Source organism: Yimella sp. NH-Cas1, assembly GCF_022359705.1.
In the GTDB taxonomy this organism is placed as follows: Bacteria; Actinomycetota; Actinomycetes; order Actinomycetales; family Dermatophilaceae; genus Yimella; species Yimella lutea.
Genome location: NZ_JAKSGG010000003.1, coordinates 2,427,785 through 2,449,470, shown reverse-complemented (window position 1 = coordinate 2,449,470; position 21,686 = coordinate 2,427,785). Strand labels below are relative to the sequence as shown.

Here is a 21,686-nt window from a genome sequence, read left to right as displayed (position 1 = left end):
CATGGGTATTGAAGAGAAGCTCCCCGCAGGCTTCCTGCTGTCGACCGTCGAGAACGTCGCCGGCTACATGCGCAAGAGTTCGATGTGGCCCGCCACGTTCGGTCTGGCTTGCTGCGCGATCGAGATGATGGCCGTCGGCACTCCCGACTACGACATCGCCCGCTTCGGTATGGAGCGCTTCTCAGCCACCCCGCGCCAGGCCGACCTGATGATCGTCGCCGGCCGCGTCAGCCAGAAGATGGCTCCCGTCGTGCGCCAGGTCTACGACCAGATGCCTGAGCCGAAGTGGGTCATCTCGATGGGCGTGTGCGCCAGCTCCGGCGGCATGTTCAACAACTACGCGATCGTGCAGGGTGTCGACCACATCGTCCCGGTCGACATCTATCTGCCCGGCTGCCCGCCGCGTCCGGAGATGCTGCTGAACGCGATCCTCGAACTGCACAAGCAGGTGCAGTCGAGCCCGCTCGGCGTCAATCGCGTCGAGGCCGCCCGTGCCGCCGAGCGCGCCGCCATGCAAGCCACCCCCACCCACCAGATGAAGGGCCTTCTCGCGTGAACGACAACGAGAAGAAGGACGTCCCCCAGGATCCGGTGAACGGTCCGGTCGTCCCGGCGCCCACCGAGCAGAAGCCCGAGACCGAGATCGCTCAGGAGGACGGCCGCGTACTCGACACCCGCGAGGGCGGCGGTCCCGTCGTCGTCGCGAAGCGCCAGGGCATGTTCGGTTCGTCGATGGGCAACGACACCACCGGTTACGGCGGTCTTGAGCGCAAGGTGCTCTTCCCCGGCGAGGCGCAGCGTCCGTACGGCGGCTGGTTCGACAAGCTCGCCGACGATCTGGCTGCAGCGGTCGACAAACGCGGGGGAGCCTCGTTCGCCGACGCGATCCAGCGAGTTGTGGTCGATCGCGGGGAACTGACCCTCTTCGTGACCCGTGAGCACCTGCCGATCGTGGCGCAGACGCTTCGCGACGAGCCCTCGCTGCGCTTCGAGATGTGCGCCGGTGTTTCCGGCGTGCACTACCCGCAGGAGGCGGGCGCGGAGTTGCACGCGGTCTACCACCTGCTGTCGATCACCAACGGCAGCAAGCGAATTCGCCTCGAGGTGACGGCCCCCGAGAGCAACCCGCACATCCCGAGTATCACCTCGGTGTGGCCCGGTGCCGACTGGCACGAGCGCGAGACCTGGGACATGTTCGGACTGATCTTCGACGGTCACCCCGCACTGACCCGCATCCTGATGCCGGACGACTGGCCCGGCCACCCGCAGCGCAAGGACTACCCGCTCGGCGGAATCCCGGTGGAGTACAAGGGCGCCACCATTCCGCCGGCCGACGAGCGCAGGAGCTACAACTGATGTCGACCGCCACGAACGAACGCGACCCCTTCGGCGCCTCGAACCACGACGTCGACGACGACACCCCGGTCATCAACGCGACCGGCGGCGATTGGGACTCCGTCGCCGAGGAGGCGTCCGCCCTCAACGAGGAGCGGATCGTCGTCAACATGGGTCCGCAGCACCCGTCGACGCACGGCGTCCTTCGCCTGATCCTCGAACTCGACGGCGAGACCGTCACCGAGGCTCGCGCTGGAATCGGCTACTTGCACACCGGCATCGAGAAGAACATGGAGTTCCGCACCTGGGTGCAGGGCGTCACGTTCTGCACGCGTATGGACTATGTGATGCCGCTGTTCAACGAGGCGGCATACTGCCTCGCGGTCGAGAAGGTGCTCGGCATCACCGACCAGATCCCGGAGCGTGCCAACACCATCCGCGTGATGATGATGGAGTTCAACCGGATCACCTCCCACCTGGTCGCCCTGGCGACCGGCGGGATGGAGCTCGGCGCGACCACCGTCATGACCATCGGCTTCCGTGAGCGTGAGCGCATCCTGCGTATCTTCGAGATGGTCAGCGGTCTGCGCATGAACCACGCTTACATCCGTCCCGGCGGTGTGGCTCAGGATCTCCCGGTCGGCACCATCGACGCAGTGCGCGAGATGCTGCCGAAGCTGCGCAGGGGCATCGGCGAACTCGAGGCGCTGCTGAACGAGAACCCGATCCTCAAGGGCCGCATGGTCGACGTCGGCTACCTCGACCTCACCGGCTGCATGGCCCTCGGCATTACCGGCCCGATCCTGCGCTCGGCGGGTCTGCCGCACGACCTGCGCAAGACCGAGCCGTACTGCGGTTACGAGACCTACGACTTCGAGGTCGCCGTGCGCGACACCTGCGACGCCTACGGACGACTGCGGGTGCGCATCGATGAGATGTACCAGTCGATCCGCATCGTCGAGCAGGCCATCGAGCGCTTGGAGAACAACCCGGGCCCGGTCATGGTCGCCGACAAGAAGATCGCCTGGCCGGCGCAGCTGGCCGTCGGCAGCGACGGTCAGGGCAACAGCCTCGACCACATCCGCGAGATCATGGGCGAGTCCATGGAGTCGCTGATCCACCACTTCAAGCTGGTCACCGAAGGATTCCGGGTGCCGGCAGGACAGGCCTACGTCGCGATCGAATCGCCCAAGGGCGAACTCGGCTGCCACGTCGTCTCCACCGGCGGCACGCGTCCGCATCGGGTGCACTTCCGTGACCCGTCGTTCAACAACCTGCAGGCCGCGGCCGCGATGAGTGAGGGCGGCGCCGTCGCCGACGTCATCGTCGCCGTTGCCTCGATCGACCCTGTGATGGGAGGCGTCGACCGCTGATGAGCGCCGAGAGCCCGCTCCACGAGAAGACCCCACTGCACGCCAGCGCCGAGCCGTACACCGACGAGCAGCTGGCTCAATTGCACGCCGACGCCGACGCGATCGTGGCCCGCTACCCGCAGAAGCGGTCCGCGCTGCTGCCGATGCTGCACCTGATCCAGTCGGTCGACGGTTACATCACCGGCCGCGGCGTCACCTTCTGCGCCGAGAAGCTCGACCTCACCGACGCCGAGGTGTCAGGTGTGGCCACCTTCTACACCCAGTACAAGCGCCACCCCAACGGCGACTACACGATCGGCGTCTGCACCAACACGCTGTGCGCCATCATGGGCGGCGACCAGATCTTCGACGAACTGTCCGAGCACCTCGGCATCGGCCACGACGAGACGACGCCCGACGGCAGGATCACCCTCGAACGCGTCGAGTGCAATGCCGCGTGCGACTACGCCCCGGTGGTCATGGCCAACTGGGAGTTCTTCGACTACATGACCCCCGAGGCCACCAAGCAGGTCGCCGACGACCTGCGGGCCGGCAAGGACGTGCGTCCGAGCCGTGGCCCGAACAAGGTCTGCACCTTCAAGCAGGTCTCGCGCACGCTCGCCGGGTTCTCCGACGGCCTTGCCGACGAGGGGGTCGGCGCGGGCCCCGCGTCCCTGGAGGGTCTGAAGGTCGCCAAGCAGCACAACTGGACCGCACCCGGCAGCGCGCAGGACGTCGATTCCGACGACCAGGCCACTGCCGAGGCCGGCGGTCGCCAGCCGCAGCCGGGGGAGCCCCACTCGGGCGCCGAAGGTCATGGCACCGCAGAGTCCGCGAAGGGTGACAACTGATGGCCACGACGCTGACCCCGATCCTCACCAAGTTCTGGGACGCACCGCAGTCCTGGACCCTGGCGACCTACGAGGACAACGAGGGCTACCAGGCGCTGAAGAAGGCGTTCGGCATGAGCCAGGAAGAACTCGTCAACATGACGAAGGACTCCGGCCTGCGCGGACGCGGCGGCGCCGGCTTCCCGACCGGTATGAAGTGGGGCTTCCTGCCCAAGCCGGACGGCGGCCCCCGCTACCTCGTGGTCAACGCCGACGAGTCCGAGCCGGGCACCTGCAAGGACATCCCGTTGATGATGGCCGCGCCGCACTTCCTCATCGAGGGTGTGGCGATCACGTCGTTCGCCATCGGTTGCAACCATGCGTTCATCTACCTGCGCGGTGAGGTCGTCCACGTCTACCGTCGCCTGCTGCGCGCGGTGGAGGAGGCGTACGCCGCCGGACACCTCGGCAAGAACATCCACGGCTCGGGGTTCGATCTCGATGTCACCGTGCACGCCGGCGCCGGTGCCTACATCTGTGGTGAGGAGACCGCGCTGCTCGACTCGCTCGAGGGCCGTCGTGGCCAGCCGCGCCTGAAGCCGCCGTTCCCGGCCGTCGCCGGTCTGTACGCGCGTCCGACCGTCGTCAACAACGTCGAGTCGATCGCATCCGTGCCGCCGATCCTGTTGCACGGCAGTGACTGGTTCAAGGCAATGGGCACCGAGAAGTCGACCGGTTTCGGCATCTTCTCGCTGTCGGGTCACGTCACGCGTCCGGGTCAGTACGAGGCGCCGATGGGCATCACCCTGCGCGAACTCGTCGACATGGCCGGCGGTATCCGGGGCGGTCACAAGCTGAAGTTCTGGACGCCGGGTGGCTCGTCCACGCCGATCTTCACCGACAAGCACTGGGACGTCCCGCTCGACTTCGAGTCGGTGGCCGCCGAGGGTTCGATGCTCGGTACCCGCGCCCTGCAGATCTTCGACGAGACCGTCTCGGTCGTCCGTGCCGTCAGCCGCTGGATCGACTTCTACGCGCACGAGTCCTGCGGCAAGTGCACCCCGTGCCGCGAGGGCACGTTCTGGCTGAAGCAGATCATGACCCGTCTCGAGAACGGTCGTGGTACCCAGGACGACATCGAGAAGCTCGTCGACATCTGCGACAACATCCTCGGCCGGAGCTTCTGTGCTCTGGGCGACGGAGCCACCAGCCCGGTCACCTCCGCGGTGAAGTACTTCCGCGACGAGTTCGAGGCCGGTATGCACACGCCGTGGTGGGAGATGTTCCCGCCCGAGCGCTCGGTGCTGTTCAACACGAAGGAGACCGTGTCCGCATGACGACCGTCACCTCTCCCTCGGCCGGCGGCAACGCCGTCGACAAGGGCGGCAACGCTGCGCCCCCGATCGCGGCCGACGAGATCACCCTGACCATCGACGGCGTGGACGTCAGCGTGCCCAAGGGCACCCTGGTCATCCGCGCCGCAGAGAAGCTCGGCATCCAGATCCCGCGCTTCTGCGACCACCCGCTGCTCGACCCGGTCGGCGCCTGCCGCCAGTGCCTGGTCGACGTCTCGACCAAGGGTCCGGACGGCTCGCTGAAGCCGATGCCGAAGCCGCAGGCGTCCTGCACCCTCGAGGTCAGCGACGGCATGGAGGTCAAGACGCAGCAGACCAGCCCGGTCGCCGACAAGGCGCAGCAGGGCGTCATGGAGCTGCTGCTGATCAACCACCCGCTCGACTGCCCGGTGTGTGACAAGGGCGGCGAGTGCCCCCTGCAGAACCAGGCGATGAGCAACGGCCGCGCCCGGTCGCGCTTCGAGGACATCAAGCGCACCTACCCCAAGCCGATCAACATCTCCAGCCAGGTGCTGCTCGACCGTGAGCGTTGCGTGCTGTGCGCCCGCTGCACCCGCTTCTCCGACCAGGTCGCCGGTGACCCGTTCATCGCCCTGATCGAGCGTGGTGCGCTGCAGCAGGTCGGCATCTACGAGGAGCAGCCCTTCGAGAGCTACTTCTCCGGCAACACCGTGCAGATCTGCCCGGTGGGTGCACTGACCAGCGCGATGTACCGCTTCCGCGCGCGTCCGTTCGACCTGGTCTCGACGCCGAGCGTGTGTGAGCACTGCGCCAGCGGTTGCTCGCTGCGTACCGACCAGCGCCGCGGTGTGGTGCTGCGCCGCATGGCGATGGACGACGTCCTGGTCAACGAGGAATGGAACTGCGACAAGGGTCGCTGGGCCTTCCAGTACGCCACCAAGAACCGCCTCGAGACGCCGATGGTGCGCGACGAGAATGGTGAACTGCGCGTCGCCGGCTGGCCCGAGGCCATCGTCGCCGCGGCGGACGGTCTCGCCAGGGCCCGTGCCGCCCAGGGCGTCGGTGTGCTGACGGGTGGCCGCCTGTCGGTCGAGGACGCATACGCGTACAGCAAGTTCGCCCGTCTGGTGCTCGGCACCAACGACGTCGACTTCCGCGCCCGCCCGCACTCGGTCGAGGAGGCCGAGTTCCTGGCGCACGCCGTGGTCGCGACCGGTCCCGCCGGTGGCGCGGTCACGCACGCCGATCTGGAGAACGCGAAGAACGTCGTGCTCGTGGGCTTCGAGCCCGAGGACGAGTCGCCGATCGTGTTCCTGCGCCTGCGCAAGGGCTTCCGCAAGAACAACGTCAACGTGCTCTCGCTGGCCTCCTACGCCAGCCGCGGTCTGGAGAAGATGGGTGGCACGTTGGTGCCGACCGCTCCGGGCACCGAGGCGGAGGTGCTGGACGCCCTGGGCGACCTCAACACCGAACTGGCCAAGTCGAACCCGATCGAGGGTGACGTGATCGTGCTCGTGGGTGAGCGCATGGCCGCTTCGCCGGGTGCGCTGTCCGCGGCCGCCGCATTCGCCGCGTCCAAGAAGGGCCGCCTGGCCTGGGTCCCGCGTCGCGCGGGGGAGCGCGGTGCGCTCGAAGTCGGTGCGTTCCCGACCCTGCTGCCCGGTGGCCGCGATGTCACCGACTCCGCTGCCCGCGATCAGGTCGCGACCGTCTGGGGCGAGGGCGACCTGCCCTCGACGCCGGGCCGTGACACCGGCTCGATGCTGGCCGCTGCCGCGTCCGGCGACCTGTCCGCGCTCGTCGTGGCCGGCGTCGACCCGCGCGACCTCACCGGTCAGGGAACCGTTCGCCAGGGTCTGACCAACGCGTTCGTGGTCTCTTTGGAGATCCGCGACAACGAGGTCGCGCAGTACGCCGACGTGATCCTGCCGGTCGCCCCGCAGCAGGAGAAGTCCGGCGCCTATGTCAACTGGGAAGGCCGCGTCCGCCCGTTCCAGCGTGCGATCGACACCCAGTCGATGAGCGACTACCGCGTGCTCGACCTGCTCGCCGCCGAGATGGGCGAGTTCCTCGGCACCCGCACGATCGACCAGATCCGCGCGGAGATGGACGAACTCGGTCCGTGGACCGGCACCCGCGCGGTGCGTCCGCGTGCCAAGGCCGGCGGCGCCCCGCGTCCGCTGGTCGGCGAGGCGATCCTGGCCACCTGGGCGCAGCTGCTCGACAACGGAGTGCTCCAGGACGGCGAACCGTTCCTGGCCGGCACCCGCCGTCCGGCGGTGGCTCGCATGTCGCAGGCCACCGCGTCCGGCGCGGGCGTGGTCGACGGCGATCTGGTGCAGGTCTCCACCAAGTCCGGTGCCATCACCCTCCCGGTGTTGATCACCGCCATGCCCGACCACGTGGTCTGGGTGCCGACCAACTCCGACGAAAGCACGGTGCGTTCGACGCTCGACGTCGACGCCGGTGCGGCCGTCGCACTGCGCAAGGCAGGTGCCTGAGTGAACTCCGTGGCTCACCTCCTGACGGCCGTCCCGGCCGCCACCGACAACCCGGTGGCCGACTTCAGCGACACCCCGTGGTGGCTGTCGCTGGTCAAGGCGGTCCTGCTGTTCGTGTTCCTGCTGGTGAACACGCTGATCGTCATCTGGTTCGAGCGTCGCGTCATCGGCCGGATGCAGCAGCGTCCGGGCCCGAACCGTGCCGGCCCCTTCGGTTTGCTGCAGACGCTGGCCGACGGTGTGAAACTGGCGCTGAAGGAAGACGTCACCCCCAAGAACGCCGACAAGCTGATGTTCATGCTGGCTCCGATGATCGCCGGTGCGATGGCGTTCGTCGCGTTCGCGATCATCCCGCTGTCGAACGAGGTGTGGATGTTCGGTCACCGCACCCCGCTGCAGCTGACCGACACTCCGGTGGCGGTGCTGCTCGTGCTCGCGGTGGCGGGTGTGGGTGTGTACGGCATCCTGCTCGCCGGTTGGTCCTCCGGTTCGACCTACCCGCTGCTGGGTGGCCTGCGTTCCTCGGCCCAGGTCATCTCCTACGAGATCGCGATGGGCCTCGCGCTGGTCGCGGTGTTCCTGTACGCCGGCTCGATGTCGACCAGTCAGATCGTCTACGCGCAGAAGAGCCTGTGGTACATCATCCCGGCGTTCTTCTCTTTCTTCGTCTACCTGATCACCATGGTCGGTGAGACCAACCGTCTGCCGTTCGATCTCGCCGAGGGTGAGGGCGAGCTCACCGGTGGTTTCCACACCGAGTACTCCTCACTGAAGTTCGCGATGTTCTTCCTGGGTGAGTACGTCAACATGTTCACCGTCTCCGCGTTGGCGACCACGCTGTTCCTCGGCGGCTGGCAGGCGCCCCCGTTCATCGCGATGATCGGTGACGGCATGCTCAACGGCGGCTGGTGGGGCCTGTTGTGGTTCAGCCTGAAACTGTGGACGTTCATGTTCTTCTTCGTCTGGCTGCGTGGTTCGTTGCCGCGTGTCCGGTACGACCAGTTCATGAAGCTCGGCTGGAAGGTGCTCATCCCGGTCACCCTGCTCTGGGTCGTCGCGGTCGCGTTCATCCGCGCCTCCCAGCTCGGCTTCCTCGGTGACAACCGGATCTCCTTCGCCGGCTTCGACATCCCGCGGGCAACGCTGTTGGTAACCAGCCTGATCGCGCTCGCCGTCCTCGGTGCCGCATGGGCTTGGGATGCCAAGCAGGCACGCAAGGAGACCGAGGTCCGGCAGGTGCCGGACGAGATCGATCCGTTCGCCGGCGGTCACCCCGTACCGCCTCTGCCGGGCCAGCGCCTGGTCGAACCCGCGCCCAGCCTGACCTCCTCGAGCGTCCGGTCGAGCGCCCACAGCACCGACACCACCCTCCAGGAGGAGTCCCGTGGCTGACCAGAAAAAGCCTGACGACGACGGCGAGAAGGGCGGATTCCTCTCCGACCTGTTCGCGCCCATCGCGGGCTTCGGCGTCACCTTCGCAACCATGTTCCGCAAGATCGAGACGCAGGAGTACCCGGAGGAGAAGCGGCCGACCCAGCTGCGCTTCCACGGGCGTCACCAGCTCAACCGTCACCCGGACGGGCTGGAGAAGTGCGTCGGCTGCGAGCTGTGCGCGTGGGCCTGCCCGGCCGACGCGATCTTCGTGGAAGGCGCGGACAACAATGACGCCGAAGGTGAGCGCTTCAGCCCCGGCGAACGGTACGGCCGCGTCTACCAGATCAACTACCTGCGCTGTATCTTCTGCGGCCTGTGCATCGAGGCCTGCCCGACGCGCGCGCTGACGATGACCAACGAGTACGAACTGGCCGACAACAACCGCGCTGACCTCATCTTCACCAAGGAGCAGCTGCTGGCTCCGGTGCTGTCGGGCATGCTGCCCGCGCCGCACCCGATGGTTGAGGGCATGGAGGAGCGCGACTACTACCAGGGCAAGGTGCAGGGCGCCACGGACGAACAGCGCGAGTGGGTCGAGCAGCGCGGCGGCGACACCGTCGTCGACGAGCCCGACGAAACCCCGGTCGAGCACCACGAGGCCGGCCGCTACGCAGGGGAGGGACGCCCGTGAGCAACCTCGGTGGAGCCGAGTCGACGCTCTTCTTCTTCCTCGCACCGCTGACCGTCTTCGGTGCGCTCGCTCTGTTGTTCGCCCGCAAGGCGGTGCACGCCGCGATGGGGATGGCCCTGACGATGGTCGGGATGGGTGTCTTCTACATCGCCCAGAACGCCGAGTTCCTGGGTGTCATCCAGATCTTCGTGTACTCCGGCGCCGTGATGATGCTGTTCCTGTTCGTCGTCATGCTGGTCGGTGTCGACAGTTCCGACTCCCTGGTCGAGACGATCAAGGGTCAGCGGGTCGCCGGTCTGCTGCTGGGCCTCGCGCTGGCCGCACTCGGCGTCGCCGCGGTCGCCAAGGCGAACTTCGGTCCGTTCACCGGCCTGGACAAGGTCAACGAGCAGGGCAACGTCAGCAGCATGGCCAACCTGATCTTCGGCCAGTACGTGTGGACCTTCGAGGTCACCTCGGCGCTGCTGATCACCGCCGCCCTCGGCTCGATGGTGCTCGCGCACCGTGAGCGCCTGACCGCCAAGCCGACCCAGGCCGACTGGTCGCGAGCTCGCATCAAGAGCGGCAAGGACGTCGCGGGTCTGCCGGTGCCGGGTGTCTACGCCCGCCACAACGCGGTCGACACCCCGGCCCTGCTGCCCGACGGATCGATCGCCGAGAAGTCGGTGTCGCGCGTCCTCAAGGCCCGTGGCCAGGTGGCCTCCACCGGTGAGCTGGTCGCCGCGAGCAAGGAGCTCGAGGGCGAGACCGGCGACATGACTCGTTACGACGGAGGTACGGACCGATGAGCCCCATGGTCTACATCTACCTGTCGGTGATCCTGTTCGCGATCGGCGCGACGACGGTCCTGCTGCGGCGCAACGCGATCATCGTCTTCATGGGCGTCGAGCTGATGCTCAACGCGGCGAACCTGGCGTTCGTCACCTTCGCGCGCATGCACGGCACGGTCGACGGGCAGGCCATCGCACTGTTCGTGATGGTGGTCGCGGCCGCCGAGGTCGTGGTCGGCCTAGCGATCATCATGGCGATCTTCCGGGCGCGCCGCTCGGCCTCCGTCGACGACGCGAACTTGCTGAAGTTCTAAGGGAACGGTGACTTGAGTTGAACTTCCTCACGACCTCTGTCCAGGGCGCCGTCCTGGCGTCCGGCGAGGCGCAGACCGCACACGCCGCCGAGGGCATCGCGTCCCTGGGCTGGCTGATGATCGCGTTGCCGTTGCTGGGTGCTGCCGTGCTGCTGCTCGGCGGACGCAAGCTGGACAAGATCGGTCCGCTGCTGGCGACCGTGCTGTCCTGGGCCTCCTTCGGCGTCGGCCTCGCCGTCCTGCTCGGCATGCTCGGCAAGGACAGCCACGACCGCGCAGCGCACCTGAAGCTGTTCTCGTGGATCGACGCCGGCGCGCTGAACGTCGACTTCGGCCTGCTGATGGACCAGCTGTCGATGACCTTCGTCATGCTGATCACCTTCGTCGGCTCGCTGATCCACGTGTACTCCCTGGGCTACATGGAGCACGACCCGGACAAGCGCCGGTTCTTCGCCTACCTGAACCTCTTCATCGCCGCGATGCTGACGCTGGTGCTCGCCGACTCCTACGTCGGTCTGTTCCTCGGCTGGGAAGGCGTGGGTCTGGCCTCCTACCTGCTGATCGGTTTCTGGAACTGGAACCCGGCGTACGCGACCGCCGCCAACAAGGCGTTCATCATGAACCGTGTCGGTGACTTCGGTCTGCTGCTGGCGATGTTCACGATGTTCGCCACCTTCGGCCGCGTCGACTTCGCCGGAGTCAACGAGCAGGTCGCCGGAGCCGGCAAGGGCGCGCTCACCGCGATGGGAATCTTCCTGCTGGTCGCCGCCTGCGGTAAGTCGGCGCAGTTCCCGCTGCAGGCCTGGCTGGGCGATGCGATGGCCGGCCCGACGCCGGTCTCGGCGCTGATCCACGCGGCCACCATGGTGACCGCGGGTGTGTACCTCATCGTCCGCAGCAATGTCATCTACGACGCCACCCCGGACGCCCGTCTCGCGGTCTGCATCGTGGGTGCGATCACGTTGATGTTCGGTGCGATCGTGGGATGTGCCAAGGACGACATCAAGAAGGCGCTGGCCGCCTCGACGATGTCGCAGATCGGTTACATGATCCTGGCCGCCGGTCTCGGCCCGGTCGGGTACGCGTTCGCGATCTTCCACCTGGTCACGCACGGCTTCTTCAAGGCGGGCATGTTCCTCGGTGCCGGTTCGGTCATGCACGGAATGAACGATCAGGTCGACATGCGCCGCTTCGGCGGGCTGTCCTCGGTCATGAAGATCACCTGGATCACCTTCGGCCTCGGCTGGCTGGCGATCATCGGTGTGCCGGGTCTGTCCGGTTTCTGGTCCAAGGACAAGATCATCGAGGCCGCGTTCATCGGCGAGGGCTGGCGTCCGTGGGTCTTCGGCGGGGCGACGCTGCTGTGCGCGGGTATCACCGCGTTCTACATGTCGCGTCTGTTCTTCATGACTTTCCACGGCAAGCGCCGCTGGACCGACGACGTCCACCCGCACGAGTCGCCGCTGTCGATGACGGTGCCGATGATGATCCTCGCGGTCGGTTCGGCCTTCCTCGGTCTGGCCCTCACGCTGCTGGACTTCCCGCACTGGCTGGAGCCGGTGGTCGGCGCCCACCCTGAGGGTGAGCACCCGGTCATCGCGATCCCGGTGATCATGGCGCTGACGATCCTGTTCGTCGCCGTGGGTGTGGCCCTGGCGTGGATGCGCTACTGGCGCGACGACGTCCCCGTGACGCCGCCGGTCGGTTCGTTCGCCACGCGTGCCGCGCGTCGCGACCTGTTCCAGGACGACCTCAACGAGGCCGCGTTCGCTCGTCCCGGCCTGCACCTGACCCGCTCGCTGGTCTTCGCCGACAACAAGGGCATCGACGGCGCCGTCGGCGGCACGGCCGCGATGATCGGCGGCAGCTCCTCGCGCCTGGCGAAGCTGCAGAACGGTTTTGTCCGCTCCTACGCGACAACGATGCTCGTGGGCATCGTCGCGATCCTCGGTCTGCTGTGGGTGATCAACTGATGTCCAACTTCCCCTGGTTGACGACGATCGGCGTCGTGCCGTTGGTCGGCGCCATCGTTATCGGCTGCCTGCCGAAGGCAGCCGCGGCCTCGGCGCGCCTGGTCGCGCTGGTGTTCTCGCTGATCACCCTCGGTCTGGGCATCGCCGCGGCGACCCAGTTCAAGACCGGCGGCAGCGGTCAGCAGTTCCAGCTGACGGAGACGCACACCTGGATCAAGCAGTTCGGTGTCTCCTACGCGCTCGGTGTCGACGGCATTGCGCTCGCGCTCATCCTGATGAGCCTGGTGCTGGTGCCGATCGCGATCCTGGCCGCCTGGCGCGATGTCGAGGACGACACCCCCGGCCGGCAGAAGGCGTACTACGCGCTGCTTCTGGTGCTGGCCACCTTCATGGTCGGTGTCTTCGCCGCCACGGACGTCTTCCTGTTCTACGTCTTCTTCGAGGCGATGCTGATCCCGGTCTACTTCCTGATCGGCCAGTTCGGCGGCCCGCGCCGCCAGTACGCCGCAGTGAAATTCCTGATCTTCTCCCTCGCCAGTGGACTCGTCATGCTCGTCGCGGTCATCGGCCTGTTCCAGGCCGGTCCCGGCGGGGAACACGGCTTCCTGGTCAGCCGCCTGACCGGGATCGACATCCCGCTCGATACCCAGAAGTGGTTGTTCGTCGGCTTCTTCATCGCGTTCGCGGTGAAGGCCCCGATGGCGCCGGTGCACACCTGGTTGCCGGACGCCGCCGCCGAGTCCAAGCCGGCCGTCGCCGTCCTGCTCGTCGGTGTGCTCGACAAGGTCGGCACCTACGGAATGATCCGGTTCTGCCTGCAGCTGTTCCCGGACGCGTCCAAGTGGGCAACGCCCGTGGTCATCACGCTGGCGGTCTTCTCGATCATCTACGCGGCGATCGTGGCGATCGGCCAGACCGACATGATGCGCCTGATCGCCTACACCTCGGTGAGCCACTTCGGCTTCATCGTGCTCGGCATCTTCGCGATGACCAGCACCTCGCACGTCGGCGCGAACCTCTACATGATCAACCACGGTTTCACCACCGGTGCGTTGTTCCTGTTCGCCGGCTTCCTCGTGGTGCGCGGTCGCAGCCAGAACATCCCCGACTACGGCGGTTGGCAGCGGGTCACCCCGGTACTCGCCGGTGTATTCCTGATCGCCGGTCTGTCCGGTCTGGCGTTGCCGGGTCTGAACTCCTTCGTCTCGGAGTTCCTGGTCATGGTGGGCACCTTCGGCAAGTACTGGCTGGCTGCGGCGATCGCCGCGGTGGGCGTCATCCTGGCCGCGATCTACATCCTGCTGATGTACAAGCACCTGATGACCGGTCCGAAGCCGGAGGGGGAGCGGTTCGCCGCCGTGCGCGACCTCGACGTCCGCGAGAAGGTCGTCGCCGCAGTCCTGATCGCCTTCCTGATCGGTCTGGGTGTGTACCCCAAGCCGGCCCTTGACATGTTGAAGCCCGCCGTGACGCAGACGCTGCAGCACGTCGGGGTGACCGACCCCGCTCCGAAGACCGGTGCGGCCGTTGACGGGAGCGCCAAGTAATGGATCCCAATACCTTCACGCAGGCGCAGATCGAGTACTCGGCGCTGCTGCCGATGTTCGTGATCTTCGGTGCGGCGATGGTGGGTGTGCTGATCGAGGCGTTCGCGCCCCGCAAGGCCAGGTACGCGGCGCAGCTCGCCGTGACCCTCATCGGCCTGGTGGCCGCGTTCGTCCTGCTGGTGACCGTCGCGCGTGACCACCAGGGTGTGACCGCCGGTCGCGCCCTGGTGATCGACGGCCCGGCGCTCATGATGCAGGGCACGATCCTGGTGCTGTCGTTCCTGGCCGTCCTGGTCATGGCCGAGCGCTTCACCTCCGACGGTGCGGACGCGTTCACCCAGTCCGGTGCATCGGTGCCCGGTTCGCCGCAGGAGGCTCAGGCCGAGCGCCTGGGCGCCACCACCACCGAGGTCTTCCCGCTGACGCTGTTCGCGGTCGCCGGAATGATGATGTTCCCCTCGACCAACAACCTGCTGACGATGTTCGTCGCGCTCGAGGTGCTCTCGCTGCCGCTGTACATCATCACCGGTCTGGCTCGTCGCCGTCGCCTGCTGTCGCAGGAGGCCGCCCTGAAGTACTTCCTGCTGGGAGCCTTCTCCTCGGCGTTCTTCCTGTTCGGTTCGGCGATGATCTACGGCTTCGCGGGCACGCTCGACCTGGCGTCGATCTCCAACGCCGTCGGCACCCAGAGCGGCCAGGACTCCGTCCTCGTCCTCGGCATCATCCTGATCGCGGTGGGCCTGCTGTTCAAGGTCAGTGCGGTGCCGTTCCACTCCTGGACGCCGGACGTCTACCAGGGTGCCCCGACCCCTGTCTCGGGCTTCATGGCTGCGTGTACGAAGGCCGCCGCCTTCGGTGCGTTGCTGCGCGTCTTCTATGTCGCGTTCGACACGATGCGGTGGACCTGGCAGCCGGTCATGGTGATCGTCGCGCTGCTGACGATGGTCGTCGGTGCGGTGCTGTCGATCACCCAGACCGACATGAAGCGTCTGTTGGCCTACAGCTCGATCTCGCACGCAGGCTTCCTGCTGCTCGCGCTGACCGCGCTCGACAAGGATTCGGTCGCCGGTGTGCAGTTCTACGTCGCCACCTACGGCGCTGCGACCATCACCGCCTTCGCGGTCGTGGCGCTGGTGCGTAAATCGGGCGTCGAGGCGACGCACCTGTCGGAGTGGGCGGGCCTCGGCCGTCGCAGCCCGATCCTGGCCGGTGTGTTCGGTTTCCTGATGCTCTCGTTCGCGGGTATCCCGCTGACGTCGGGCTTCACCAGCAAGTTCGCGTTGTTCGCGCCGGCCGTCAAGCACGGCTCGGTGTGGTTGGTCGTCGTGGCCGTGATCGTCTCCGCGATCACCGCGTTCGTCTACGTCCGCGTCATCGTGCTGATGTTCTTCTCCGAGCCGGCCGAGGGTGTCCAGGTGGCGATGCCGTCGCCGCTGACCGCCGTAGCGGTGGCCGCCGGTACCGCGATCACGCTGGCGCTCGGTGTGCTGCCGGGACCGTTGCTGGACATCGCGGGCCACGCCTCGCAGTTCCTGCGCTGATCCGGTCATGAGCATGTCCACGAGCCCTACCGACACGTCCACCATCGGTGTGCCGGGCGCGAGCGAAGAGCTCGCGACCCGGCTCGCCGAGGGACTCACACAGGTCGACGCGCGGCTGCGGGAGGTCGTCCAGCATGACGACCCGTTCATCGCCGGGGCTTCCAAGCACCTGGTCGAGGCGGGCGGCAAGCGGTTCCGCCCGTTGCTGACGCTGCTGGCCTGCGAACTCGGTGACGGACGCAATGAGCAGGTGGTCGACGCGGCGGTGGGTGTCGAACTAACCCACCTCGCCTCGCTGTACCACGACGACGTGATGGATGAGGCCGACCTGCGTCGCGGTGTCCCCAGCGCGAACGCCGAGTACGACAACTCGACCGCGATCTTGATCGGCGACCTGCTGTTCGGCAAGGCGTCGGCGATCATGGCCGGGCTCGGACCGGATGCGGTCCGCATTCAGGCCGAGACGTTCGTCCGGCTGTGCACCGGTCAGATCGAGGACGACCGTCAGGCCCCGGCCGATGCCGATCCGATGGCGCACTACCTCGACGTGCTCGCCGACAAGACGGGCTCGTTGATCGCGACCGCGGCTCGCTACGGTGCGATGTTCAGCGGCGCTGCGGACGACGTCGTCGAGACGCTCACCAAGTACGGCGAGCTGGTCGGCATGGTCTTCCAACTGGCCGACGACGTGCTCGACGTGAGTTCGGACGTCTCGGGTAAACCCGCGGGCACCGACCTGCGCGAGGGCGTGCGCACGTTGCCGGTGCTGTACGCGTTGGCGTCGACCGACCCTGCCGATGATCGGCTCAAGGAGTTGGTATCCCGGCCGCTCACCGATCCCGCGGAGCACGCCGAGGCGCTGGCGTTGCTGCGTGCCCACCCGGCGCTGCAACAGGCGCGTGAGCACACCGTCGCCGTGGCGGCATCGGCTCGGGCGCTCTTGGACGGGCTGGGGGACAGCGATGCAGTGCAGACGCTGCGGGCGCTGCCCGAGGGAGTTGCCGAACGCTCTGCCTGAGCCGAGCGGACTCGGCCCGGTGGTCGAGCGGATAGTGCTACGCGCCGGTTCGGAGCCGGTTGACACCCGTCACGATCAAGAGTGCTGAAATATCCGGGAATCACCGGTATTGTCTTGGACGGCCGTTCAAGACCGGGAGAAGGAGAATCCCATGTCACGCACTCCCGCGGCCATTCGTCGTACCGAACTGGTCGAGGCGGCCATTCGGGTCTCGCTCAACGAAGGCCTGGAAGCGGCGACGGTCCGCCGCATCGCCGCCGAAGCAGGGGTCTCCCTGGGCACGGTCCACTACTGCTTCGGATCCAAGCGCGCGCTGCTGGAGGCCGTGGTCGAGTCGATCGCGCAGCCGACCCTCGAGGTCGACCTCAGCGCAATCGCGCCCGACGACTACACCGGGATCATCCGCGCGGCCTTCCGGGCGTACTGGGTCGAGGCCGGCGGCAACCGTGACCGCCAGCGGCTGATCTACGAGCTCGCAACCCACCTGGTGCGCCAGGAGGAGCCTGGCCCCGAGCTGGCGAAGATGATGTTCCAGCGTTCCTTCGCGACCGTCGCCCGGTTCATCGAGCAGCGCCTGCTGGATTCCGTGCCGGAGTTGCCGCTGCCGAGCCAGACGCTGGCCCGCATGATCATTGCCGTCACCGACGGTGTCGCCCTTGCTTGGATCGCCGACGGCGACGACGAGGCGGCCCTCGAGGTGCTCGACGGCTACGCCGTCATCTTCGGAATGACGATCGACACCTTGCTCGCGGGGTCCGATTGACCGAGCCCTGGAGAGCGCTGACGAAGGCCGGTGTCCCGACCGCTGTCGTCGATCTGGATCGTTTCGACGCCAACGCCGCGGGCATGCTTCGCCGTTCCGGTGGAATGCCGATCCGGGTCGCATCCAAGTCGATCCGGGTGCGATCGCTGATCGAACGCGCGCTGTCCTTCAAGTGCTACCAGGGAGTGCTGGGCTACTCAGTGGCCGAGGCGATCTGGTTGGTACGCAACGGAATCGACGATGTCGTGGTCGCGTACCCGACCGTGGACGAGGAATCGGTGCGGACCGTTGCAGCCGACCCCACGCTGGCCGCAGCGATCACGTTCATGGTCGATCTGCCCGAGCACATCGACTGGCTGGCCCGGTTCGCTCAGGACGTGCCGCTGCGGGTTTCGATCGACGTCGACTGCTCGCTGCGGCTGGTGGCGCTGTCGATCGGTGCGCACCGATCCAGCGTGCACACCGCGGACGAGGCGGGCCGCCTCGCAGCGCACGCGGCCGCAACTCCCGGTCTCGCGCTGGTCGGAATGATGTTCTACGAGGCGCAGGTCGCCGGAGTGCCCGACAACAAGGCCGGCATGCGGATCGTGAAGAAGCTGTCGCTCGATCAGCTCACCCGTGACCGCGGCGCGATCCGATCAGCGGTCGAGGAGCACGCGTCCCTGGAGTTCGTGAACGGCGGCGGCACCGGCAGCCTGCACACCACCCATCTCGACCCGGCGATCACCGAACTCGCAGCAGGCTCAGGCCTTTTCTCGCCCGCCAGTTTCGACGGCTTCGACGACCTACGGGTGGAACCCGCGGCATGGTTCGTCTCGCCGGTGACGCGCAAGCCGCGCGCCGACGTCGTCGTCACCTTCAGTGGCGGCTACCTCGCCTCCGGTGCGGCCGACCGCTCGCGCCTGCCCACCCCGACCCACCCGTCCGGACTGTCCTACTTCCTGCAGGAGGGCGCCGGCGAGGTGCAGAGTCCGTTGCGCGGCAAGGCTGCCCGCGATCTCGAACTCGGTGACCTGGTGTGGTTCCGGCACGCGAAGGCGGGTGAGATGTGTGAGCGTTTCGACGAGATCGTGCTGATCAGCGACGGGCAGGTGACAGGTCGCGTCCCGACCTATCGCGGCGAAGGGAAGAACTTTGGCTGAGTGGAGCAACTGGAGCGGTACCGCCACGGCCGACGTCGAGATCGTCGAGGTCTGCGACGTCGAGCACCTCCAGCAGATCTGCGCGCAGGCGCTCGCCTCCGGTCGCAAGGTCAAGCCGATCGGCGCGAGCCACTCCTTCACCGCGATCGGCCAACCGGTCGACATTCAGTTGCGGATGGACCGCATCAGTGGGCTCATCAGCGCGGACGCTTCCACCGGACGGGCGTGGGTGCGTGCGGGCACACGCCTCAAGGACGCCGTGGTCGCGCTGCACGAAGCAGGCCTCGGTCTGCCGAACCAAGGCGACTACGACCGGCAGACGCTCTCGGGCGCGACCTCGACGGGTACGCACGGCACCGGTGTCGGTTTCACCGGGTTCTCCGGCATGGTGCGCGGCGTGGAGTTGGTGCTCGCCGACGGCACGTTGCTGCGCGTCTGCGACTGCGAGAATTCGCAGCTCCTGCCGGCCGTCGCGCTGACCCTCGGCTCGCTCGGTGTGATCACCGCGATCGAGTACCAGTGCGAGCCCCGCTACCTGCTGACCGCGCAGGAAGGACCGGCTTCCTTCCGGACGGTGCTGGCAGAGGTCGACGAGCGCATCGCCGCCCACGACCACTTCGAGTTCTTCTGGTTTCCCGACACCGATCGCGTTCTGACAAAGACGAATTCGCGCCACCGCGAGGAGTCCAGGCGTGCGCCGATGCCCGCGTGGAAGGACCGACTGGACAACGATCTGCTGTCGAACAAGGTGTTCGAGGCGGTCAACCGGTTCGCCGGACGTGTTCCGCGGGCGACGTCGTTGATCAACCAGGTTTCCGCTCGTGCACTCTCGGCCAAGACCTACACCGATTGGTCGCACATCGTGTACCCGACCGAGCGTGACGTCGTCTTCCGCGAGACCGAGTTCTCCGTGCCCCGAGCCGACGCCGTCGAGGTGTTGCAGCGGCTGGACGAGTGGCACCGCGCGCACCCGTCGGCCACCTGCTTCCCGGTCGAAGTGCGCTTCACGGGGCCGGACGACGTCTGGCTGTCGACCTCCTACGACCGCGAGTCGGCGTACATCGCCGTGCACCAGTTCCGCACGCGTCCGCACGAGGAGTACTTCTCGGCGTTCTGGGACATCCTTCGCGACTACGAGGCGCGCCCGCACTGGGGCAAGATGCACGAGCTCGGCGCCGACGATCTGCGCAAGGTGTACCCGAAGTTCGACGACTTCGTGGCCGTGCGTGACCGACTCGACCCGCAGCGGGTGTTCACCAACCCCTACCTCGACCGCGTCCTCGGCGCCTGATCATCTCTGCTGGTTGAGCCGTACGCCTGAGCGACGAAGGCGTACGCGCCGAAATCTCTGCAGCGAACGAAGCGAATAGAGCATCGAACCGCTTCGGACGTGCAGGTCTCTCAGACGCTTGCGTTTCGCGCCGATCTCGCCGACCGTCGGGAGCGGCCTGCGCTGGCGAGCGAGTCGGCGCTGAGGACGGCGAGGGCCAGCCAGACGATCGCGAAGCCGATCCAGCGTGCGGTTGACAGCTGTTCGCCGAGGAACAGCACCGCACAGAGCAGTTGCAGCACCGGCGTGACGAACTGCAGCAGCCCGATGGTGACCAGCGGGACGCGTGACGCGGCGGCAGCGAACAGCAGCAACGGGATGGCGGTCGCGATACCGGACGACGCGAGCCACAGCGTGTGACCGGCGCCCTCGGAGCCGAACGTGGTGTCGCCGCGTGCGGCGAGCAGGAAGAGTGCGACCAGCGCGATCGGGGACAGGATGGCCGTCTCGGCCGCCAGGCTCTCGAACGCCGACAGTGATCCGCCGATGCGCTTCTTCGCCAGACCGTAGGAGGCGAAGCTGCACGCGAGCACCAGTGAGATCCACGGGAACGTGCCGCCCTCGACGGTGAGGTACAGGCAGGCCACCGCGCCGATCGCGACGGCGATCCACTGCAACGGGCGCAGCTTCTCGCGCAACACGACCACGCCGAGTGCGATCGTCACCAACGGGTTGAGGAAGTAGCCGAGGGACGCTTGGCTGGTGCGTCCGGTGTTGACCGCGTAGACGTAGACCAGCCAGTTGGTCGCGATGAGCAGGCTGGCGATCGTCACCAGTGCCATTCGCCGCTTGTCGCGAATCAGCTTGCGGATGAACGCGGTTCGTCGCAACACCACGACGCCGATCGCGCAGACGACGAGCGTCCATAGGATGCGATGGACCAGGATCTCCCAGGCGCCCGCCGGCAGCAGCTGGTGAAAGTAGAGCGGGAACACGCCCCAGAGCAGGTAAGCCGCGAACCCGTAGACCGTGCCCTTGCTGACCTCGTCCCGTTCGCGCCTCACCAGTGAACGGTAGGGCATCGATCGGCTGCCTATCGAACCGTTTCAGCCGCTGATCACGGCGCGGCAGGATGGGCGCCATGACCGTGAACCTCACCATCGACGACCACGTCGCGTTGATCGAGTGGAACCGTCCGCCGGCCAACCATTTCGATCGCGAACTACTCGACTCGATCGCAGATGCGGGGAAGCACGCTCAGGACGCGGGTGTACGGGCCATCGTGCTGGCGTCGGCGGGCAAGCACTTCTGCGCCGACGTCGACTTCGCCGCCGGACAGATCCGGGCCGACCCGCACGGTGCGATCTCGGCACTGTACGAAGCGGGCAAACGGATCTTCGCGCTCGAGATTCCGGTGGTGGCGGCGGTGCAAGGTGCCGCGGTCGGTGGTGGACTCGGGCTGGCCTGCGCAGCGGATTTCCGGGTGGCGTCGGCGCAGACCCGCTTCCAGGCCAACTTCGCCCGTCTCGGCATCCACCAGGGCTTCGCGACATCGCTGACTGTCCCACGCATCGTCGGCCCGCAGCACGCCGCGTACATGCTCTACGCAGGTCACTCGGTGCGCGGCACGCAGGCGCTTCGGATCGGGTTGATCGACCGGCTCGCCGACGACGGACATGAGCGGGAGGAGGCATTCGCGCTCGCCCGTGAGATCGCGGCGTCCGCACCGCTGGCGGTTCGCTCGATCCGTTCGACGCTGCGTGCGGAACTGCTCGCCGGCCTCGACGCCGCCTTGCAGCGCGAGGTGGACGAGCAGGCACGACTCATGCAGACCGCCGATGCGGCCGCGGGTATCGAGGCCTCGCTCGCGCGCGAGACGCCGATGTTCGAGGGCCGCTGAACGCGCCGCGGCCCCTGGTTGAACGTCCCGAGAGTTTGCGCAGGGCACG

Annotated in this window: 19 protein-coding genes; 18 read left to right on the top strand and 1 reads right to left on the bottom strand. The window is 67.2% G+C overall.

Translation table 11 applies throughout. The annotated features are described in order from the left end of the window. Position 1: 1 nt before the first annotated feature. The 17 genes from MF407_RS12050 to MF407_RS11970 all read left to right on the top strand — a co-directional run bounded on the left by MF407_RS12050 (position 2) and on the right by MF407_RS11970 (position 19,758). Positions 2-556, top strand: coding sequence for an NADH-quinone oxidoreductase subunit B (locus MF407_RS12050; RefSeq protein ID WP_129625251.1), 555 nt, complete (start codon positions 2-4; stop codon positions 554-556). 86 nt (positions 557-642) lie between these two features. Next, entirely contained in the window at positions 643-1,356 is a 714-nt protein-coding gene (locus tag MF407_RS12045; RefSeq protein WP_129625339.1) for an NADH-quinone oxidoreductase subunit C, read from the top strand. Then, entirely contained in the window at positions 1,356-2,708 is a 1,353-nt protein-coding gene (locus MF407_RS12040; RefSeq protein WP_129625252.1) for an NADH-quinone oxidoreductase subunit D, read from the top strand. The genes MF407_RS12045 and MF407_RS12040 overlap by 1 nt, the downstream gene beginning before the upstream one ends. Further along, on the top strand, positions 2,708-3,538 hold the full coding sequence (gene nuoE, locus MF407_RS12035; protein WP_239702418.1) for an NADH-quinone oxidoreductase subunit NuoE: 831 nt from the start codon (positions 2,708-2,710) through the stop codon (positions 3,536-3,538). The genes MF407_RS12040 and nuoE overlap by 1 nt, the downstream gene beginning before the upstream one ends. Beyond that, on the top strand, positions 3,538-4,854 hold the full coding sequence (nuoF, locus tag MF407_RS12030; protein WP_129625254.1) for an NADH-quinone oxidoreductase subunit NuoF: 1,317 nt from the start codon (positions 3,538-3,540) through the stop codon (positions 4,852-4,854). Before nuoE ends, nuoF begins: the two co-directional genes overlap by 1 nt. Next, positions 4,851-7,334 (top strand): NADH-quinone oxidoreductase subunit G, encoded by a 2,484-nt coding sequence (locus MF407_RS12025; RefSeq protein WP_239702417.1) that lies wholly within the window; start codon positions 4,851-4,853, stop codon positions 7,332-7,334. Before nuoF ends, MF407_RS12025 begins: the two co-directional genes overlap by 4 nt. Then, positions 7,335-8,726, top strand: a complete 1,392-nt coding sequence (nuoH, locus tag MF407_RS12020; RefSeq protein ID WP_129625256.1) for an NADH-quinone oxidoreductase subunit NuoH — start codon at positions 7,335-7,337, stop codon at positions 8,724-8,726. Further along, positions 8,719-9,399: an NADH-quinone oxidoreductase subunit NuoI gene (gene nuoI, locus MF407_RS12015; RefSeq protein ID WP_239702416.1), complete on the top strand. Its 681-nt coding sequence runs from the start codon at positions 8,719-8,721 to the stop codon at positions 9,397-9,399. Before nuoH ends, nuoI begins: the two co-directional genes overlap by 8 nt. Beyond that, positions 9,396-10,187, top strand: a complete 792-nt coding sequence (locus MF407_RS12010) for an NADH-quinone oxidoreductase subunit J (protein ID WP_239702415.1) — start codon at positions 9,396-9,398, stop codon at positions 10,185-10,187. The genes nuoI and MF407_RS12010 overlap by 4 nt, the downstream gene beginning before the upstream one ends. Then, entirely contained in the window at positions 10,184-10,483 is a 300-nt protein-coding gene (gene nuoK, locus MF407_RS12005; protein ID WP_129625259.1) for an NADH-quinone oxidoreductase subunit NuoK, read from the top strand. Before MF407_RS12010 ends, nuoK begins: the two co-directional genes overlap by 4 nt. A gap of 116 nt (positions 10,484-10,599) precedes the next feature. Then, positions 10,600-12,456: an NADH-quinone oxidoreductase subunit L gene (nuoL, locus tag MF407_RS12000; RefSeq protein WP_239702908.1), complete on the top strand. Its 1,857-nt coding sequence runs from the start codon at positions 10,600-10,602 to the stop codon at positions 12,454-12,456. Continuing rightward, positions 12,456-14,003, top strand: coding sequence for an NADH-quinone oxidoreductase subunit M (locus MF407_RS11995; RefSeq protein ID WP_129625260.1), 1,548 nt, complete (start codon positions 12,456-12,458; stop codon positions 14,001-14,003). Before nuoL ends, MF407_RS11995 begins: the two co-directional genes overlap by 1 nt. Then, positions 14,003-15,544 (top strand): NADH-quinone oxidoreductase subunit NuoN, encoded by a 1,542-nt coding sequence (gene nuoN, locus MF407_RS11990; RefSeq protein ID WP_129625261.1) that lies wholly within the window; start codon positions 14,003-14,005, stop codon positions 15,542-15,544. The genes MF407_RS11995 and nuoN overlap by 1 nt, the downstream gene beginning before the upstream one ends. Positions 15,545-15,551: 7 nt before the next feature. After that, a complete protein-coding gene (locus MF407_RS11985; protein ID WP_129625262.1) occupies positions 15,552-16,562 on the top strand; it encodes a polyprenyl synthetase family protein in 1,011 nt (336 codons plus the stop codon). Between the two features lie 151 nt (positions 16,563-16,713). Further along, the gene (locus tag MF407_RS11980) at positions 16,714-17,325 is read left to right on the top strand and encodes a TetR/AcrR family transcriptional regulator (RefSeq protein ID WP_129625263.1); all 612 of its coding nucleotides are present in this window, start codon (positions 16,714-16,716) and stop codon (positions 17,323-17,325) included. Beyond that, on the top strand, positions 17,322-18,467 hold the full coding sequence (locus MF407_RS11975; protein ID WP_239702414.1) for an alanine racemase: 1,146 nt from the start codon (positions 17,322-17,324) through the stop codon (positions 18,465-18,467). Before MF407_RS11980 ends, MF407_RS11975 begins: the two co-directional genes overlap by 4 nt. Beyond that, the gene (locus MF407_RS11970) at positions 18,460-19,758 is read left to right on the top strand and encodes a D-arabinono-1,4-lactone oxidase (RefSeq protein WP_239702413.1); all 1,299 of its coding nucleotides are present in this window, start codon (positions 18,460-18,462) and stop codon (positions 19,756-19,758) included. The genes MF407_RS11975 and MF407_RS11970 overlap by 8 nt, the downstream gene beginning before the upstream one ends. 110 nt (positions 19,759-19,868) lie before the next feature. Here MF407_RS11970 and rarD read toward each other — a convergent pair whose 3' ends face one another. Then, on the bottom strand, positions 19,869-20,801 hold the full coding sequence (gene rarD, locus MF407_RS11965) for an EamA family transporter RarD (RefSeq protein WP_239702412.1): 933 nt from the start codon (positions 20,799-20,801) through the stop codon (positions 19,869-19,871). Between the two features lie 77 nt (positions 20,802-20,878). On the opposite strand from rarD, the gene MF407_RS11960 reads away from it, so the two are divergent. After that, positions 20,879-21,637, top strand: coding sequence for an enoyl-CoA hydratase/isomerase family protein (locus tag MF407_RS11960; RefSeq protein ID WP_239702411.1), 759 nt, complete (start codon positions 20,879-20,881; stop codon positions 21,635-21,637). Positions 21,638-21,686: the final 49 nt, after the last annotated feature.